At 67.3% G+C, this 17,532-nt stretch carries 15 protein-coding genes; 14 read left to right on the top strand and 1 reads right to left on the bottom strand.

Going from position 1 to position 17,532, the window contains the following annotated elements; all coding sequences use genetic code 11:
• Window positions 1–187 precede the first annotated feature (187 nt).
• Window positions 188–3,589, top strand: coding sequence for a hybrid sensor histidine kinase/response regulator (locus OU682_RS11905; RefSeq protein ID WP_268942343.1), 3,402 nt, complete (start codon window positions 188–190; stop codon window positions 3,587–3,589).
• A 70-nt stretch (window positions 3,590–3,659) separates the two neighbouring features.
• Here the strand turns inward: OU682_RS11905 and OU682_RS11900 are convergent, their stop codons facing one another.
• Window positions 3,660–4,259 carry a TetR/AcrR family transcriptional regulator gene (locus OU682_RS11900; protein WP_268942342.1) on the bottom strand — a complete coding sequence of 200 codons (600 nt, stop codon included), beginning with the start codon at window positions 4,257–4,259 and terminating at the stop codon, window positions 3,660–3,662.
• A gap of 129 nt (window positions 4,260–4,388) precedes the next feature.
• Here OU682_RS11900 and OU682_RS11895 point away from each other — a divergent pair, with 129 nt between their 5' ends.
• From OU682_RS11895 to OU682_RS11835, 13 genes are all read left to right on the top strand, one after another.
• On the top strand, window positions 4,389–4,793 hold the full coding sequence (locus OU682_RS11895) for a RidA family protein (protein WP_268942341.1): 405 nt from the start codon (window positions 4,389–4,391) through the stop codon (window positions 4,791–4,793).
• Window positions 4,794–5,311: 518 nt separating this feature from the next.
• On the top strand, window positions 5,312–6,367 hold the full coding sequence (locus OU682_RS11890; protein ID WP_268942340.1) for a C4-dicarboxylate TRAP transporter substrate-binding protein: 1,056 nt from the start codon (window positions 5,312–5,314) through the stop codon (window positions 6,365–6,367).
• 128 nt (window positions 6,368–6,495) lie between these two features.
• The gene (locus OU682_RS11885) at window positions 6,496–7,008 is read left to right on the top strand and encodes a TRAP transporter small permease (RefSeq protein ID WP_268942339.1); all 513 of its coding nucleotides are present in this window, start codon (window positions 6,496–6,498) and stop codon (window positions 7,006–7,008) included.
• A gap of 1 nt (window position 7,009) precedes the next feature.
• Complete coding sequence (locus OU682_RS11880) at window positions 7,010–8,347, top strand: TRAP transporter large permease (RefSeq protein WP_268942338.1); 1,338 nt, start codon at window positions 7,010–7,012, stop codon at window positions 8,345–8,347.
• Between the two features lie 6 nt (window positions 8,348–8,353).
• Window positions 8,354–9,154 carry an IclR family transcriptional regulator gene (locus OU682_RS11875; RefSeq protein ID WP_268942337.1) on the top strand — a complete coding sequence of 267 codons (801 nt, stop codon included), beginning with the start codon at window positions 8,354–8,356 and terminating at the stop codon, window positions 9,152–9,154.
• A 2-nt stretch (window positions 9,155–9,156) separates the two neighbouring features.
• On the top strand, window positions 9,157–11,271 hold the full coding sequence (locus tag OU682_RS11870) for a 3-hydroxyacyl-CoA dehydrogenase NAD-binding domain-containing protein (RefSeq protein ID WP_268942336.1): 2,115 nt from the start codon (window positions 9,157–9,159) through the stop codon (window positions 11,269–11,271).
• On the top strand, window positions 11,268–12,443 hold the full coding sequence (locus OU682_RS11865; protein WP_268942335.1) for an acetyl-CoA C-acyltransferase: 1,176 nt from the start codon (window positions 11,268–11,270) through the stop codon (window positions 12,441–12,443). The genes OU682_RS11870 and OU682_RS11865 overlap by 4 nt, the downstream gene beginning before the upstream one ends.
• Before the next feature lie 11 nt (window positions 12,444–12,454).
• Window positions 12,455–13,651: an acyl-CoA dehydrogenase family protein gene (locus OU682_RS11860; protein WP_268942334.1), complete on the top strand. Its 1,197-nt coding sequence runs from the start codon at window positions 12,455–12,457 to the stop codon at window positions 13,649–13,651.
• Between the two features lie 13 nt (window positions 13,652–13,664).
• Entirely contained in the window at window positions 13,665–14,663 is a 999-nt protein-coding gene (locus tag OU682_RS11855; protein ID WP_268942333.1) for an acyl-CoA dehydrogenase family protein, read from the top strand.
• Window positions 14,660–15,082, top strand: a complete 423-nt coding sequence (locus tag OU682_RS11850) for a PaaI family thioesterase (protein ID WP_268942332.1) — start codon at window positions 14,660–14,662, stop codon at window positions 15,080–15,082. The genes OU682_RS11855 and OU682_RS11850 overlap by 4 nt, the downstream gene beginning before the upstream one ends.
• Window positions 15,082–15,894 (top strand): oxepin-CoA hydrolase, alternative type, encoded by an 813-nt coding sequence (locus tag OU682_RS11845; protein ID WP_268942331.1) that lies wholly within the window; start codon window positions 15,082–15,084, stop codon window positions 15,892–15,894. The genes OU682_RS11850 and OU682_RS11845 overlap by 1 nt, the downstream gene beginning before the upstream one ends.
• Window positions 15,891–17,411: a class I adenylate-forming enzyme family protein gene (locus OU682_RS11840; protein WP_268942330.1), complete on the top strand. Its 1,521-nt coding sequence runs from the start codon at window positions 15,891–15,893 to the stop codon at window positions 17,409–17,411. The genes OU682_RS11845 and OU682_RS11840 overlap by 4 nt, the downstream gene beginning before the upstream one ends.
• On the top strand, window positions 17,408–17,532 hold a 125-nt coding region (locus OU682_RS11835), incomplete at its 3' end, for an FAD-binding protein (protein ID WP_268942391.1). The genes OU682_RS11840 and OU682_RS11835, both read left to right, overlap by 4 nt.

Raw genomic sequence — 17,532 nt, 5'->3', positions numbered from 1 at the left:
GCATCCGCGGTGGTACCAGCAATCATCGGTGAGAGGGTATCAAGCCGTCTGAAAGGTTTGTGCTCGCGTCTCTGCCGCACGTCATGCGGGAAGGCGATGACTTTCGCTCGGATGCTTGTGATGGCGGATTGCGAGGCGCCTGTGTTAGAGCCAATGGACGCGCCGAGGGCGCGTGGAGGACAGAACCGTGGATGAGCTGACCCTATCGAGCCGCAGCCGCATTTTCCCCGGCGATAGCGAGATGGCTGCGCTCATGCGCGCCAAGGACTGGAGCGCGACGGACCTTGGCGATCCCGAGCAATGGCCGCAGGCGCTGAAGGTCGCGGTTGGCATCCTGCTGACCTCGCGCTTCGAGATGTGGCTGGGTTGGGGTCCTGAGGTCAATTTCCTCTATAACGACGCCTATCGGCCGACGCTGGGCCTCAAGCATCCGGATTCCCTGGGCATGCCGACACGCGAGTTGTGGGCCGAGATCTGGGACGATGTCGAACCCCGGGTCCGAAGCGTTTATGACCAAAGCAAGGCGACATGGGACCGCGCCCTGCGCCTGATCCTGCAGCGCAATGGCTATCCCGAAGAAACCTACCACACCTTTTCCTACAGCCCAGTCCTGGGCGAGGATGGGAAAGCCGCCGGCCTGCTGTGTGCGGTGTCCGAGGAAACGCTGCGCGTCATCACCGAACGACGCATGGAAACTCTTCGGGTGTTGTCGGCCCGGCTTGCGGGGACGACGGACCGGAACTCGGTCTTGGCGGCGGCTCGGGCGGCCCTGAGCGAGAACCAGCACGACCTGCCGTTCACGCTGACCTACCTGGCGGATGACGCTGCGCCCGGCCCGGCCTTCTCCACCGGCCTGCCCGATGGCTTCGATCCGCAGGTCATCCGCCGAATGCTGCACCTGGACAGCGAGGCTCCGCAGCCGTTGCTCGCGCCCTTGCCCCACGATGCCTGGGACCGCCCGCCCACCCAGGCCGTTGTCGTCCCGCTGACGGGGCAGGGCACCGGCTCCGATCTGGGGGCGATGCTGGTTGGTCTGAACCCGCTGCGGCCCTTCGACCAGGATTATGGCGATTTCCTGAAGCTTGTGGCCGGCCAGATCGCGGCGGGGCTGTCCGGCGCGGCGACCTACGAGTCCGAGCGGCGCCGCGCCCAGTCACTTGCCGATGCATTGCGCATGCGCCAGGACGCCGCCGCTGCGCTGGAGCAGGCGAACGCCATCCTCAGTTCCGAGATCGACAAGCGCACGGCCGAGCGTGACCGCCTGCGCGCCCTGTTCCAGCATGCGCCCAGCTTCATGTGCGTGCTGAGCGGTCCTGACCATGTCTTCGAGTTTGCAAACGAGGCCTATCTGCAACTGGTCGGGCATCGCGATCTGGTGGGCAAGTCCATTCGCGAGGTCCTGCCCGATATCGAGGGCCAGGGATATTTCGAGCTTCTGGGCACTGTTTATCGCACGGCCGAACCCTTCATCGGCCGGGAACTGCCCGTCACGGTCCAGCGCGGCCCGGGAGCGCCGGGCGAGGAGCGCTTTGTCAACCTGGTCTATCAGCCGATCCTGGACGATGCGGGCCGCGTAAGGGGGATCTTTGCGGAAGGGCACGATGTCACTCACCGCAAGCGCGCCGAGGAGGCGTTGCGCGCGCTGAACGATACCCTGGCCGCGCAGGTCGAGGCGCGCACCCATGAGCGCGACATGACGTGGCGGATCAGCGAGGATCTGTTCCTGATCTGCACCCCGGACGGCGTCCTGCAAAGCGTCAACCCGGCCTGGCTGACGGCCTTGGGCCATGCACCGCAGGACTTGGTGGGCACCCGCCTGGACGCGCTGGTCCATCCCGACGACGTCGTCGTGACGGTTGAAGGGGGCCGGGCACTGGCGCGCGGGCAGGTGCTGCGCGACCTCGACCTGCGGCTGCGCTCCAGGGATGGAGAGTTTCGCTGGTATTCGTTGACCTGCGTGCCCGAGGGCGGCCGGATCTATGGCGCCGGGCGCGATGTCACGGCCCGAAAGTCGCTGGAGGAACAACTGCGCCGCTCCCAGAAGATGGAGGCCCTGGGGCAACTGACCGGTGGCGTGGCGCATGACTTCAACAACCTGTTGCAGGTGATCAGCGGCAACCTGCACCTGCTGTCCAAGGACGTCGCGGGCAACGAACGGGCGGAAACGCGGGTGCAAAACGCCCTGGCGGGGGTCATGCGGGGATCGAAGCTTGCTTCGCAGTTGCTGTCCTTCGGCAGGCGCCAGCCGCTGGAGCCCAAGGTGGTCAATCTGGGGCGCTTCCTGCAAGGCATGGACGACATGCTGTGCCGCACCCTGGGCGAGGAGATCGAGTTGAAGACCGTCGTCGCCGCCGGGTTGTGGAACACCCTGGTCGATCCCAACCAGATCGAGAATGCGGTGCTGAACCTGGCCATCAATGCGCGCGACGCCATGGCCGGGCAGGGCCACCTGACGATCGAGGCGACCAATGCCTCGCTGGACGATGTCTACGCGAGCAACAACGACGCCACGCCCGGCGAACATGTGCTGATCGCCGTCACGGACACCGGCACAGGAATGGATGCGGAGATCCTCGACAAGGTGTTCGAGCCGTTCTTTTCCACAAAGCCCGAAGGCAAGGGGACCGGCCTGGGCCTGTCAATGGTGTACGGACTGGTCAAGCAGTCGAACGGCCACATCATGATCTACAGTGAGGTGGGCCACGGCACCACGGTCAAGATTTATCTGCCGCGGAACATCGCGTCCGAGGATGTGCTGACCGACCTGCGCAGCCAGCCCGTGCAGGGCGGAACCGAAACCGTGCTGGTGGTCGAGGACGACGACGAGGTGCGCGACACAACCGTGGCGCTGCTGACCGACCTTGGCTATCGGACCTTGCGCGCACGCGATGCGGCAAGCGCGTTGCAGGTGGTGGAAAGCGGCGCGCCCATCGACCTGGTGTTCACGGATGTGGTGATGCCCGGTTCCCTGCGCAGCACCGAGCTGGCGCGGATGGCCCGGGAACGGCTGCCCGGCGTGGCGGTGCTGTTCACCTCGGGCTACACGGCAAATTCCATCGTCCATTCCGGACGGCTGGATCCTGGGGTGGAACTGCTTCCCAAGCCCTATTCCCGCGAAACGCTGGCCCGCAAGATCCGGCACGTGCTGGCCAATCAGCAGCATGCCAATGGCGTTGCCGGGCGGCAGGCAACCTTGGCCATTGAGCACCGCGATGGCTCGCGGGCCGCCTCTGCCGCTGAGGCGCTCAATATCCTGCTGGTGGAGGACGATGATCTGATCCGGCTCGGCACGGCGGACATGCTGGAGTCACTGGGCCATTCGGTCGTCGCTGTCGGGACCGGGGCGCAGGCCTTGGCCCGCTTGTCACCCGATCTGGACATACTGATGACCGATCTGGGCCTGCCGGACATGAACGGCAGGGATCTTGTGGCGGCTTGCCGCCGCCAGCTGCCGGACCTCCGCGTGGTCCTGGTCACGGGCGATCCAGGGGCGGCTGGCGAGGTAGAGAATGCCATCGCGGTGATCAAGCCCTATGTGGAAGCCGATCTGGAGCGCGCATTGGCGGCCCTGTCCGACAAGGGGCGATAGCACGTCCTGTCCGCATCAGGTTCATCTGGGCCGCAAGCACGCCGCGAAGATCCCTTGTCTGACTTCGGCCTTATTCGCCTTTATCAGCAAGAAAGCCTCTTGCAAGCATGCCGAAGGCTTCAAGGGCCTTGGGCAGGGCGGCGCCTGGATCAGAACTGGTTGCGACCCACAAGGCGGCATTGAGTGCGGCGCCGTTCAACAGACGCGCTGCCGCATCAATGTCGACAGCCTTGACGATGCCGGACTGCGAAAGCTGCCCTAGAGCCCGGCGCGTGTCTTCAAGGCAGGCGTTCTGACTCGGCCAGAGAGAGGGATCCCCGAGGAAAGCTGGGCCGTCCAACAGCACGATTCTCTGGATTTCCGGGTCGAGAGCAGCCTCGATGTAGCTTGCGCCTTGTGCCTCGAGCGCGGCCCATCCCTCTCCGGCATCGGCTCCGGCCGCTGCGGCCCGCGCCGCCATTTCGCCGTCAAGCTGCTCCACCACTGCCGCAAGCAGGCCTGTCTTGTCGCCGAAGTGATGATAAAGCGCGCCGCGTGTCAGGCCCACGGCCGCCGTAAGGTCATCCATGGAAGCCCCCGCAAAACCCTTTTCTGCAAAGGCCTTGCGCGCTGAAGCGAGAAGCTTTGCACGGGTCTCGCCAATCATTTCCGCTCGGGTTCTCTTGGGCATCCCACTCATCCAGGCAGCTTCCATGCGTGCCGTGCATTGACATACGTCATGTATGTAAAATAGACATACGAACCGTATATATCATCACCTCCAGCCCGTGAAGGCTGGTATGCCGATCAGGATCATGAAGTGACCAAACCCACACCCGTTGCCCCTGGCAATCGCCATGCCCTTTACGAAGCGCATGGCTACTCTGCTGCCATCCGTTCCGGCGACCTGCTGTTCGTTTCAGGGCAGGTCGGAAGTCGCGAGGATGGCAGTCCGGAGCCTGACTATTCGACGCAGGTCAGGACGGCATTTGCCAATCTCGAGGCTGTCCTGAGCGCAGGTGGCTGCACCTTCCAGGATATTGTTGATGTCACCAGCTTCCACACTGATCCGGAAAGGCAGTTCGAGGCTTTCATGAAAGTAAAGAACGAAGTCTTCCCTGAAGCACCCTATCCGAACTGGACCGGCATCGGGGTGAATTGGCTGTCTGGGTTCGACTTCGAGATCAAGGTTATTGCCCGAATTCCGGCCACCCCGACCGCCTAGCTGCAAAGCCAGTTTTCAGCGACCTTCATCAGCGGCTTCTGCAGCACGCACACGGGCATAAAACGGCGGCCTGGAGATGCCGAGCATCAGCCAGCCGCCAACAAGGCATCTGCCTGGAGAGGCGGACGAGATGAAGATCCCGTGGCATGAGGGGATCGGCATGTCCCTGTTTGTGAAGTGTAACGAGGCCGGCAAATTCGTCTGGCCAGCTCAGCCGCGGGCGGGGCTCTCGCCCCATCGGCGGTATGGCCGGGCTATCTTCCGGGACCGGACAGCTTGCCGGCCGAAGCCCGACTTCTGATCGCGGGAAAGGTGGGCCAGTCTTCGCCCCCCGCCTGCGAAGCGCGTCGCGCAGGGTCGCGCCCTCAGGCCACGCGCAATCGAAAGTTGCATTATTTCCAGCAATGAAGCCGCCCTTCGCGCCGCTTGGAAAAGCCGGGTCCAAGCAGCTTGACCGCAAACATGTTCCATTCCTCGGAACGATGTGCCAATAATCGGGACGGGAGAGGAGAATCACCATGCGTTTTCTGAAAGCAGGCTGTCTGGCGATGGGCTTGGCCATGGGGGCAACGATGCCCGCCGGTGCCATGACCCTGATCTACGGAGAGGCGGGACCCAACCGGGGGGTGAGGGCCGAGGCGACCCAGTGGTTCGTCGACCAGGTCGCGGAACGGACCGGCGGTGAACTGACCATCGACGTGAACTGGGGCGGGGCCCTGTTTTCGGAAAAGGCGGCGGTCCAGTCGCTGCGTGACGGCGTGGCCGACATGGGCTCGGTCATCGGCGTCTATTTCCCGCAGGACATGATCGCCTATGGCCTGGCCGACCTGCCGATCCCGAACCCCGACCCCTGGGTCGGCATGAAGGCCGTCGACCGGCTGATGCGCGAGAACGAGCAGATCCGCGAAAACCTGGCCCGGCAGAACCTAGTCTATATCGGCACCTATACCACCTCGGCCGTGCAGGTCGGCTGCAAGGGCAAGACGATCACGACGCTGGACGACGTCAAGGGCGTCAAGATCCGCGGCGTGGGCGCTTATGGCAAGGTCTTCCACGACCTGGGCGCGACCCCCGTCGACATGTCGGTCTACGAGGCCTATCAGGGCCTGGACACCGGGCTGATCGACTGCACGCAGACCTATCCTTATCTGGTCGAGGCGCTGAAGTTCGACGAGGTCTTCGACAGCTATACCGAGATCGATTTCGGCCAGATCGGCGCCCTCGGCATCATGATGAACAAGGACAGCTTCGACATGCTGCCCCCCGAGCAGCAGCAGGCCCTGCTGACCGCGGGCGAGGGGCTGGCCGACGAATTCGGGCGGATCCTGACGGATGCGAACCAGCGGTCCGTCCAGATCCTCAAGGACAAGCAGGTTCCGATCGTCAAGATCTCTGATCAGGACCGCGCCCGCCTGGCCGAGCTGGGCGACAAGTATGTCGAGGAATGGATCGGGCGGGCCGATGCGGCCGGTCTGGATGGCCGCGCCCTGGTGGACGAATACACCGCCCTGATCGCCGAATACACCAAGGTGCGCGACGAACAGGGGTATCCCTGGGCCACGAAGGCCGACTGACCGGCCGGTTTCGGCTGTTCCGGGGACGCCGCGCCGACCCGCGCCCGCGTCCCCGGCAACCTCGCCTGGTCCGAACTTGACCAAAGTCCCGACCGTCTTGCCACGTGCCCAATCCGGGAGGTGCGGCCATGAAGGCCATCGAACGTATCATGCTTGAATTCGCCGTGGTGTCTGCCCTGGCCCTGGCCCTGGCGATCACCGCCAATGTCATCGGCCGCCAGATCCTCGGCTGGAGCGTCCCCGACATCGTCATCATCGTGCGCGAGCTGATGATCCCGACCATCATCTTCCCGTTGGGCGTGGCAACCGCCGGGCGCGCCCATATCGCAGTCACCTTCCTGACCGACCGCATGTCGCCCCGCGCGCGTGGCCAGCTGATCATCATGGGCTGGTTCGTGGCGCTTCTGGCGATGCTGCCGCTGATCTACGCCAGCTGGCGCAACTTCTCGGGGTCCTGGATATCGGGCGAGTTCTACGACGGGCTTCTGGGCATTCCCCGCTGGCCGATGAAGCTGGCCTTCCTTCTGGGCCTGATCGTGATGGTCATCCGCCTTGTCCTGGTCGCGCTGAGCGACATCGCCGAACTGCGCCGGACCGGCACCGTTTCCGACGGCGGCCACATCACAGAGGAGTCTGTCTGAGATGGATGCTTCCACCATCGGGCTTGTGGCCTTCGGCCTGGTCATCGTCCTTCTGGCCCTGCGCGTGCCGATCGCCTTCGTGCTGGCGGGCGTCGCCACCGTCGGCACCTTCATGATCTATGCGTTTCGCAGCGGCAGCTTCATGCCGGAACGCGCGGTCAACCCCACCTCGTCGATGGTCGTGAACAGCTTCTTCGAACTGATCCATTCCTACGACCTGTCGATGATCCCGCTGTTCGTGGCCCTGGGCAACATCGCCTATTACACCGGTATCACCACGCGCATCTATGACGCCGCCAATGTCTGGCTGCGCAGCGTGCCGGGCGGCGTCAGCGTCGCGTCGCTGATGGGCTGCGCGGGCTTTTCGGCCATCTCCGGGTCCTCGATCGCCTGCGCCTCGACGATGGGCCGCATCTGCGTGCCGGAAATGCTTCGCCTGGGCTACAACCCCAAGCTTGCCACGGCCTCGGTCGCGGCGGGGGGCACGCTGGGATCGCTGATCCCGCCGTCGGTCCTGTTCATCCTCTACGGCATCTTCACCGAAACCTCGATCAGCAAGCTGTTCCTTGCGGGCATCCTGCCGGGTCTGCTGACGCTGGCGGGCTATATCCTGGTGGTGATCTGGTGGACATCGCGCGACGCCAGTGCCGCGCCGGTCGATCCGACGCCGCTGCCCAGGGGCGCCCGCCTGAAGGCCGCGATTTCGGCCTGGCCCGCCTTGATGCTGTTCGCCGTCATCATCGGCGGCATCTATGGCGGGTTTTTCACCGCGACCGAGGCTGCCGCGATCAGCGTCGTCCTGACCATCCTGATCGGCTTTTTCGAACGCACCCTGACGCTGCGGTCGATGTGGACCGCGATCCGCGAAAGCTTGGTGCAGACCTCGGCCATCTTCCTGATCGCGGCCTGCGCCAAGATCTTCGTGTCCTTCGTGGCCCTGACCGGGGCCGCCGGAATGGTGTCGCAATGGGTGGCCGATGCGGGGCTGTCGCCGCTGATGCTGATGGCCGCGATCTGCGTGCTGTATCTGTTCCTGGGGATGTTCCTGGACCCGGTGGGCATCATCGTCCTGACGCTGCCCTTCGTCATTCCGATGGTGGACAACCTGGGCATGGACCTGATCTGGTTCGGCGTCATCGTCGTCAAGCTGCTGGAGATCGGGCTGATCACCCCGCCCGTGGGGCTGAACGTCTTCGTCATCGGCAACGTGACCGACCGCAGCATCAAGGTGGACACGATCTTCGCGGGCGTGTCGCGGTTCCTGGCGATGGACATCGTCGTGCTGGCCATCCTGGTGCTGGTCCCGGCAATATCGACGATGATCCCCAACGGCTTGTGAGGCCAGATGACCGACCTGCATGATCCCCGCTTCGCGACGACCCTGGCCCGGGGCCTGTCGGTATTGCGCGCCTTCCGCGTGGGCGACGACGGCCTCAGCAACGCCGAGATCGCGCAGCGGACCGGCCTGCCGAAATCCACCGTGTCGCGGCTGACCTTCACGCTGGGGCACCTGGGCTATCTGGTCCAGTCGCCCCGCGACGACCGGTTCCGCCCGGGTCCGACGCTGGTGGCGGTCGGTCATGTTGCCGCGACGTCGCTGTCCTTCCTGATCCCGGCGCATGACCTGATGCAGCGCCTGGCCGAGGAAACCGGGACCCTTGTCGTCCTGGCGGTGCGCGACGCCGACAAGCTGGTCCTGATCCGCACCTGGCGGCCGCGCTACATCGCGTCGATCTGGCTCGAGGTGGGGCAGCGGATCTCTCTGCAGCCCTTCTCGTCGGCGCGCGCCTTCATCGCCGCCGCGACGACCGAGGAGATCGGCCGCATCGCGGCCGAGCAGGTGGCCGACCGGCAGGTGCTGGACGACCTTCTGGCGACGCGGTCCCAGTCCTGCGCCGAGATGGCCCGGAACGGCTTCGTCTTCACCCCGGCGGGCAGCGGCATCCCTGCCGCCTACAATGCCGTCTCCGTGCCCTTCCGCACCAGCAACCTGGCCGAGCCGGTGGTCTTCACCTGCGGCGCCCTGCCGCCCGAGGCCACCGCCGAACGCATGCAGTCCGAAGTCGGCCCCAGGCTGGCCGAGGCGGTGCGCAGCCTGGAGCGTCTGACCGGACAGGCCCCCCACCTTACCCGAACCGAGACATGACCATGACCGACCAATCCCCCGTCCGCTATCGCCGGGAGGGCAAGATCGCCTTTATCGACATCGACAATCCGCCCGTCAACGCCCTGTCGGCGGCGGTGCGGCAGGGGCTGGCCGCGGCGGTGGCGCAGCTTGCCCAGGACGAGGACGCGCGGATCGCCGTGCTGTCCTGCGCGGGGCGGACCTTCATCGCCGGGGCCGACATCTCGGAATTCGGCAAGCCCCCGGTGGCGCCGGTCCTGCCGGATGTCGTGGCGCTGATCGAGGCGTCGGAAAAGCCCATCGTCGCGGCGCTGCACGGCACCGTCCTGGGCGGCGGGCTGGAAGTCGTCCTGGGCGCCCATTACCGCGTCGCGCTTCCGGGCACGCGGATGGGCCTGCCCGAGGTGACGCTGGGCCTTCTGCCCGGCGCGGGCGGCACGCAGCGTCTGCCGCGCCTGGTGGGGCTTGATGCCGCTATCGACCTTGTCACCTCGGGCCGCCAGATCGATGCCCGCAGGGCGCTTGAGCTGGGGCTGATCGACGACCTGGCCGAAGGCTCGGACCCCCGCGCGGCCGGAGAGGCAGGCGCGCGCCGCCTGCTGAGCGAAGGCGTCGGTCACCGCCGCCTGTCCCAGATGGCTGCACCCACGGTCGAGGCCGACATGCTCGACGCATGGCGCGCCAAGGTTGCGAAATCCGCCCGCGGCCAGGTCGCGCCGCTGCGCGCCCTGGAAACCATCGTGGACGGCCTGGCCCTGCCCTTCGACAAGGGAATGGCGCAGGAGCGCCAGGCCTTTCTGGATCTGATGCAGACCCCCGAGCGCGCCGCGCTGATCCACGCCTTCTTCGCGGAACGCCGCGCGGCGCAGCAGGACGATGTGGCGGGGGCCACCCCCCGTCCGGTTCAGCGCGTTGGCATCGTGGGCGGCGGCACGATGGGGCAGGGGATCGCCGCATCGGCGCTGACGGCGGGGTTGGACGTGACGCTGGTGGAACGCGACGAGGCGGCCGCCGCCAAGGCCGCCGCCGGCATTGGCAAGATGCTGGATGGCGCGGTCAAGCGCGGCAAGCTGGATGCCGACGCGGCAGCCCGGATGCAGTCGCAGGCTTTCCGCGCCGTATCGTCCTATGACCCCCTGGCCGAGGTCGATCTGGTCATCGAGGCGGTCTTCGAAAGCCTCGAGGTCAAGCAGGAGGTGTTCCGCACGCTGGACCGCATCTGCCGGCCCGGCGCGGTGCTGGCGACGAACACGTCGTATCTGGACGTGGATCTGATCGCAGGGGCAACGACCCGGCCGCAGGACGTGATCGGCCTGCATTTCTTCTCGCCCGCCAATGTCATGCGTCTGCTGGAGATCGTGGTGGCCGACAGCACCGCCCCCGATGTGACCGCGACAGCCTTCGCCCTGGCGAAGAAGATGGGCAAGATCGGCGTGCGGTCCGGGGTTTGCGACGGCTTCATCGGCAACCGCATGATGCTGGCCTATCGCACGGCCGCCGATCACCTGGTGCTGGACGGCGCCTCGCCCTATCAGGTCGACCAGGCGGTCGTGGCCCTGGGCTTTCCGATGGGCCCCTATCAGGTCGGCGATTTGGCGGGGCTGGACATCGGCTATGCCACCCGGCAGCGCAAGGCGCCCACCCGCGATCCGCGCGAACGCGTGCCGGTCTTCGCGGACCGGCTGGTGGAATCGGGCCGTCTGGGGCGCAAGACCGGGCGCGGCTATTACATCTATGACGACGCCAGCCCGCAGGGCCGCCCCGACCCGGAAATGGACGGCATGCTGGCCGGCATCCGCACCGACCTGGGCATCACCCCCCGCGACTTTTCAACCGAGGATATCCAGGCCCGCTACATGGCGGCCATGGTGAACGAAGGAGCGAAGATCCTGGAGGAGGGCATCGCCGCGCGGGCGTCGGACATCGACGTGGTGTTGCTGCACGGCTATGGCTTCCCGCGCTGGAAGGGCGGGCCGATGCATTGGGCCGATGCGACCGGGCTGGACTGGATCGCCGCCGATATCGGGCGCTACGCCGAGGAAGACCCCTATTTCTGGCAGCTATCCCCCCTGCTGGCCCGTCTGGCGGCCGAAGGCGGGACGCTGGCCGAACCGAAGACCGGAAAGGACGCAGCATGACAGACGCGGTCATCGTCTCGACCGCCCGCACGGGCATTGGCAAGGCCGCGCGCGGTAGCCTTAACCTGACGCACGGGGCCACGATGGGGGGCCACGTCGCGGCCGCCGCGATCGAGCGCGCGGGTATCGACCCTGCCCTGGTCGAGGACAGCATCTGGGGATGCGGCTATCCCGAATACGTCACCGGCGGCAACATCGCCCGCCAGATCGTGATCCGCGCCGGCCTGCCGGTCAGCGTGGCGGGCACCACCGTGAACCGGTTCTGCGCATCCGGCCTGCAGGCGCTTGCCACGGGCGCGCATATGGTCCGGCAGGAAGGCGCGCGGGCCGTGCTGGCGGGCGGCGTCGAATCCATCAGCCTGGTCCAGCCGCCCCCCCGCCACGCGCGCGAAGCCTGGATCGAGACGAACAAGCCCGACCTCTACCTGCCGATGATCGACACGGCCGACAACGTCGCCGCCCGCTATGGCGTCGGCCGCGCGGCGCAGGACGAATACGCCCTGCGGTCCCAGCAGCGCATCGCGACCGCCCAGGCAGCGGGGCTGTTCGCGGACGAAATCGTGCCGATGCAGGTGACGCGCGCCGTCACCGACAAGGCCAGCGGAGAGACCCGGCACGAGGCCTTCACGCTGGATGCGGACGAATGCAACCGTCCCTCGACCACGCTGGACGGGCTGGCGGCTCTGAAGCCGGTCAAAGGCGAGGACAAGTTCGTCACCGCAGGCAATGCCTCGCAACTGTCGGATGGGGCGGCGGCGCTGATGGTGATGGACGGCGATCTGGCCGCGCGCGAGGGTCTGACGCCGCTTGGCGCCTTCCGCGGCTTCGCCGTCGCGGGCTGCGAACCCGACGAGATGGGCATCGGCCCGGTCTTCGCCGTGCCGCGCCTGCTGGAACGCGCGGGCCTGACTGTGGACGACATCGACCTGTGGGAATTGAACGAGGCCTTCGCCAGCCAGGCGCTGTATTGCCGCGACCGGCTGGGCATCGACCCCGAAAAATACAACGTCAACGGCGGCTCGATCGCCATCGGCCATCCCTTCGGCATGACGGGCGCGCGCATGGCAGGCCACATCCTGCTGGAGGGGCGGCGGCGGGGCGCCAAATGGGGCGTTGTCACCATGTGCATCGGCGGCGGCCAGGGTGCCGCAGGACTTATCGAGATTTTCTGAGGACACGCGACATGGACATGAGCTTTTCCCCCCAGGACCAGGCCTTCCGCGCCGAGGTCCGCCAGTTCCTGCAGGACCGGCTGCCCCAGCGGCTGTCCGAAAAGGTCCGCCTGTTCCAGGAGCTGACCAAGGCCGAGATCGAGGAATGGCACGCCATCCTGAACGAAAAGGGCTGGTTGGCCGGAAACTGGCCGCGCCAATTCGGCGGGGCGGGCTGGACCGCGATCCAGCGCCACATTTTCGAGGAGGAAAGCGCGCTTGCCCATGCGCCGCGCATCTTGCCCTTCGGCATCGCCATGCTGGGGCCGGTGCTGCAGAAATTCGGCAGCAAGGAACAGCAGGACCGCTTCCTGCCGCGCATCCTGGACGGGCAGGACTGGTGGTGTCAGGGCTATTCGGAACCGGGTTCGGGATCGGACCTGGCCTCGGTCAAGACCACGGCGGTGCGTGACGGCGATCATTACGTCGTCAACGGCCAGAAGACCTGGACCACGCTGGGCCAGCACGCCAACTGGATCTTCTGCCTGGTCAGAACCGATCCGGCCGCCAAGGCGCAGGAAGGCATCAGCTTCCTGCTGGTCGACCTGAGATCTCCGGGCATTACCGTGAGGCCCATCGTGTTGCTGGACGGCAACCCCGAGGTGAACGAGGTCTTCTTCGACGACGTCCGCGTCCCCGCCGACAACCTGGTGGGCGAGGAGAACAAGGGCTGGACCTACGCCAAGTATCTGCTGACGCATGAACGCACCAACATCGCAGGCGTGGGCTTTGCGACGGCCGGTCTTGCCGCGCTGAAACGCATCGCGCGGGGCCAGATGTCCGGCGGCAAGCCGCTGTCGCAGAACCCGCTGTTCGCGGTCCAGATCGCGCAGGTCGAGATCGACCTGATGGCAATGGCCACCACGAACCTGCGGCTTCTGGCGCAGGCGGCGGCGGGGCAGGTGCCCGGCGCCGAAAGCTCGATGCTGAAGCTGAAGGGCACCCAGATCCGGCAAGCCATCAACGACCTGACGCGCCGCGCGGTGGGACCCTGGGCGCTTGCCTTCCCGTCCGAGGGGCTGGAGGGCGCGAACGACGACCTGCCGCCTGGCCCGCCCGAGGCCGCCGGCGCCACGCGCGCTTATCTGAACAACCGCAAGCTGTCGATCTATGGCGGCTCGAACGAAATCCAGCGGGGGATCATCGCGAAATCCCTGCTGGGCCTCTGAGGGGGATCGGCTGATGGACTTTGGCTTTACCGAGGAACAGACGATGCTGGGCGACAGCCTGGCCCGGACGCTGGAACGCAGCACTGATGCCGCCGCCCTGTTCGACCTGGGCGCGGGCGCCGCGCTGATGACGGAAGACGCCGGCGGCTTTGGCGGCACCGGCCCGGACATCCTGATGGTGTTCCGCACCCTTGGCCGCGCCGGCGCGGTCACGCCGCTGCTGGACAGCGTGGTCCTGGGCGCGGGCATCCTGTCCGCCGCGGGCGAGGGCGATCTGGCCGAGGCCGCAGTCGGGGGCGAGGCCCGTATTGCCGTCGCCCTTGACGAACCCGGCCAGCGATACGAAGGCACGGTCTCCACCACGGCCATCGACGGCCGCCTCACCGGCGAGAAGTCGGTGGTCCAGGGCGCCGAGGACGCGACGCATCTGATCGTGCGGGCGACCGACGGCCTCTACCTGATCGAAGGAGGGGCCGAGGGGCTGAGCCTGCGTGGCTATGGCCTGATGGACGGTGGCCGCGCGGCCGAGGTGTCGCTGAAGGACGTGCCCGCCCGCCGCATCGGCGATGCGGATCTGCTGGACCGCCCGCTGGCCGCCGCGATCCTGGCGCTGTGCGCCGACGCCCTGGGGGTGATGGAAAGGGCGGTCGATCTGACGACCGACTATCTGAAGACCCGCAAGCAGTTCGGCCGCCCCATCGGATCCTTCCAGGCGATCCAGCACCGCATGGCCGACCTGCTGACCGAGGTCGAGCAGGCCCGTTCGGCCGTCTGGAACCTGGCCGGAAACCTGGACGGCCCCGACCGGGACCGCCATGTCGCCGCGACCAAGTCGCTGGTGGGCCGCACCGCGCGCCTTGTCGCCGAGGAAACGATCCAGCTGCATGGCGGCATCGGCATGACCGAGGAATACGAGTTGGCCCCCATGGCCCGCCGCCTGCTGGCCGCCGACGCCAGATTCGGCGACAGCGACCACCATCTGGAACGCTTCATCGCGGTTTGCGCGGCATGACCGATGCGCCGGGCCTGATCGTCGATGAAACCGGAACGCAGCGGCTGGTCGGCTATACGCTGGACGTGGGCCAGCCGGACCGGCGCGCCCGCTGCCATCTGGTCGTGGACGACCGGCACACCAACCGCCACGGCGTCCTGCATGGGGGCATCGCCTCGATGCTTCTGGACAGCGCCTGCGGGGCCACGGCCAGCCTGACGATCGACGACAGCGGGCGGCGGCCGTTCCTGACCATCTCGCTCAACATCGACTTCGTGGGTGCGGGGCGGCAGGGCGGCGTGACCGCCACGGGTCGCGTGATCGGGGGCGGACGCAGCCTGCTGTTCGTCGCGGGCGAGCTGGTCCATGACGACGGCACCCTGATCGCTACCGCGTCCGGGGTCTTCAAGCGCGTGCCCGGCGGGACGGGGGAAGGCTGATGTCCGATCCGATCACCGTCGCCGAGCGGGGCGACCATCTTCTGGTCACGCTGGACAATCCCGGCCGCCGCAACGCGCTGGCCCCCGCGATGCATCCTGTCCTGCGAGAGGCGCTTGCCCGCGCCGCCGCCGAGGATCGGTTCGGCGCGGTCGTGCTGACCGGCGCGAACGGCTATTTCTGCGCAGGGGGCGATCTGAACGCCCTGTCGCAGCGGGCGGCCATGACCCGCGACGAACGCCGCGCCCGCATCGACGACCTGCATGCCACGATCCGCGCGATCCGCGCCTGCCCGCGCCCGGTGATCGCCGCGGTTGAAGGGGGTGCCGCGGGCGCGGGATTTTCGATTGCGCTTGCCTGCGACCTGCTGGTCGCGGCCGAGGATGCGACCTTTGCCGCCGCTTATGTCCGCGTGGGGCTGGTCCCGGACGGAGGGCTGACGGCCTCGCTGGCGCGGCGTGTGCCGGCCTCCCTGGCAGCCAGGATGTGCCTGACGGGCGATCCCGTCGGCGCGGCCACGCTGGCCGCGATGGGGGTGGTGACGGATCTGTGCGCGCCAGGCGGGGCGGTGGACTGCGCCGCGGCACTGGCGGCGCGGCTGGCAAGGGGGCCGGCCCTGGCGCAGGGGGCGATCAAGCGCCTGCTGGACGATGCCGGCCGGACGGCCTTCGACGACCAGCTTGACCGCGAACGCGATGCGATGGCCGACGCCCTTGCCACGACCGAGGCTGCGACGGGCCTGCAAGCCCGCCTTGATCGCATCGCCCCGGATTTTGGGCGCGTCGCGCCCGAGAAGGAGGAGAAAGACCGATGACCACGCGAATCCACCACCTGCTCGATGCGCAGCGCGCGGTCCGGCCGGGCGGCCTTGCCCTGATCGACCACGACGGAATCCCATTCGATTACGGGCGGCTGGCCGATGCGGTGGACGCGATGGCCGCCGATCTTGCCGCACGCGGCCTGGAGCCCGGCGACCGCCTGCTGATCGTGGCCGAGAACTGCGCCGCCCTGGCCGGGCTGATCCTGGCCGCGTCGCGGCTGGACGCGGTGGCGGTCCCGGTCAACGCCCGCATGACCGATCACGAATTGCGCCGCATCGCCGACCATACCGAGGCGCGGCTTACGGTCTTTCTGTCGAACGCCTCGGCCCAGGCGGCGACCCATGGCGCGGCAGCGGGGGCGGCATCCTGGACCACGCCCCTGGGCAGCCTCGACATCGCAGGGCCGGACCTGTCCGCGACCCCCGAGCCGGTGGCGCCGGGAACCGAACAGCCGGCCGTGATCCTGTACACGACGGGATCGACGGGCACGCCCAAGGGCGTGATGCTCAGCCACGGGAACCTGCTTTTCGGGGGCGGCACCTCGGCCCGGATGCGGGGGATGACGCATGACGACCTGATCCTGGGCGTGCTGCCGATCACCCATGTCTTCGGCCTGACCTCGATGACGATCGCGGCCCTGTCGGCGGGCGCCGCGCTGCGGCTTTTCGCGCGCTTTTCCGCCGCCGCCGTGCTGGACGGCCTGCAGGGGGGCGCCAGCGTCCTGCCCGCCGTGCCGCAGATGCATGCCCTGATCATGGAGGAGGCGGCGGCACGCGGCCTGGACCGGTTGCCGCCGGGGCGGCTGCGCTATGTCTCATCGGGCGCGGCGCCCCTGGACCCGGACTGGAAACGCCGGGCCGAGGCCTTCTACGGCGTGGCCCTGCAGAACGGCTATGGCCTGACCGAAACGACGGCGGGCGTGACCCTGACCACCAATGCCATCGGCGTGCCCGATGTCAGCGTCGGCCCCGCCCTGCCGGGCGTCGATCTGCGGCTGCGCAATGTCGGAGCCGACGGGGTCGGCGAAATCCAGACCCGCGGCCCCCACGTCATGCCCGGCTATTTCCGCAACCCCGAGGCCACTGCCGCCGCCTTCGACGACGAGGGGTTCCTGTGCACCGGCGATCTGGGCCGGTTCGATGCGGAAGGCAACCTGCATGTCGCGGGACGGGCGCGCGAACTGATCATCCGCGGCGGCTTCAACGTCTATCCGCCCGAGGTCGAGGCCGCGCTGAACGATCATCCGCGCGTGATTCAGACCGCCGTGATCGGCCGCAGGATCGAGGGCGGCAACGAGGAGGTGCTGGCCTTCTGCCAGACCGATGACCCCCGCCAACTGACCGAGGACGACCTGAGGCGGCACGTGGCCCAGCGGCTGTCGGCCTACAAGCGGCCGGCGCGCATCATCGTGACGACCGCGCTGCCCACCTCGCCCAACGGCAAGATCCTCAAGCAGCAGCTGATTGAGACCTTCCGCGACGCCTTGGACCTTCAGGAGAACCGCCCATGACCGACGCGACGCAGATCGAACGCGAGTCGATGGAGTATGATGTCGTGATCGTGGGGGCGGGTCCTTCGGGGTTGTCGGCGGCGATCCGGCTGAAGCAGGTGGACCCGGATCTGTCGGTGGT

It is taken from the genome of Paracoccus benzoatiresistens, assembly GCF_026913015.1.
GTDB lineage: Bacteria > Pseudomonadota > Alphaproteobacteria > Rhodobacterales > Rhodobacteraceae > Paracoccus > Paracoccus benzoatiresistens.
The sequence above is the reverse complement of the archived record's forward strand: the minus strand, read 5'-3'. Positions and strand labels throughout refer to the sequence as shown.

What these genes read in the sequence shown, in the direction of transcription:
- OU682_RS11900 (WP_268942342.1), bottom strand. Translation starts at nt 4,259, where the DNA reads ATGCCCAAGAGAACCCGAGCGGAAATGATTGGCGAGACCCGTGCAAAG.
- OU682_RS11890 (WP_268942340.1), top strand. Translation starts at nt 5,312, where the DNA reads ATGCGTTTTCTGAAAGCAGGCTGTCTGGCGATGGGCTTGGCCATGGGG.
- OU682_RS11885 (WP_268942339.1), top strand. Translation starts at nt 6,496, where the DNA reads ATGAAGGCCATCGAACGTATCATGCTTGAATTCGCCGTGGTGTCTGCC.
- OU682_RS11880 (WP_268942338.1), top strand. Translation starts at nt 7,010, where the DNA reads ATGGATGCTTCCACCATCGGGCTTGTGGCCTTCGGCCTGGTCATCGTC.
- OU682_RS11875 (WP_268942337.1), top strand. Translation starts at nt 8,354, where the DNA reads ATGACCGACCTGCATGATCCCCGCTTCGCGACGACCCTGGCCCGGGGC.
- OU682_RS11870 (WP_268942336.1), top strand. Translation starts at nt 9,157, where the DNA reads ATGACCGACCAATCCCCCGTCCGCTATCGCCGGGAGGGCAAGATCGCC.
- OU682_RS11865 (WP_268942335.1), top strand. Translation starts at nt 11,268, where the DNA reads ATGACAGACGCGGTCATCGTCTCGACCGCCCGCACGGGCATTGGCAAG.
- OU682_RS11860 (WP_268942334.1), top strand. Translation starts at nt 12,455, where the DNA reads ATGGACATGAGCTTTTCCCCCCAGGACCAGGCCTTCCGCGCCGAGGTC.
- OU682_RS11855 (WP_268942333.1), top strand. Translation starts at nt 13,665, where the DNA reads ATGGACTTTGGCTTTACCGAGGAACAGACGATGCTGGGCGACAGCCTG.
- OU682_RS11850 (WP_268942332.1), top strand. Translation starts at nt 14,660, where the DNA reads ATGACCGATGCGCCGGGCCTGATCGTCGATGAAACCGGAACGCAGCGG.
- OU682_RS11845 (WP_268942331.1), top strand. Translation starts at nt 15,082, where the DNA reads ATGTCCGATCCGATCACCGTCGCCGAGCGGGGCGACCATCTTCTGGTC.
- OU682_RS11840 (WP_268942330.1), top strand. Translation starts at nt 15,891, where the DNA reads ATGACCACGCGAATCCACCACCTGCTCGATGCGCAGCGCGCGGTCCGG.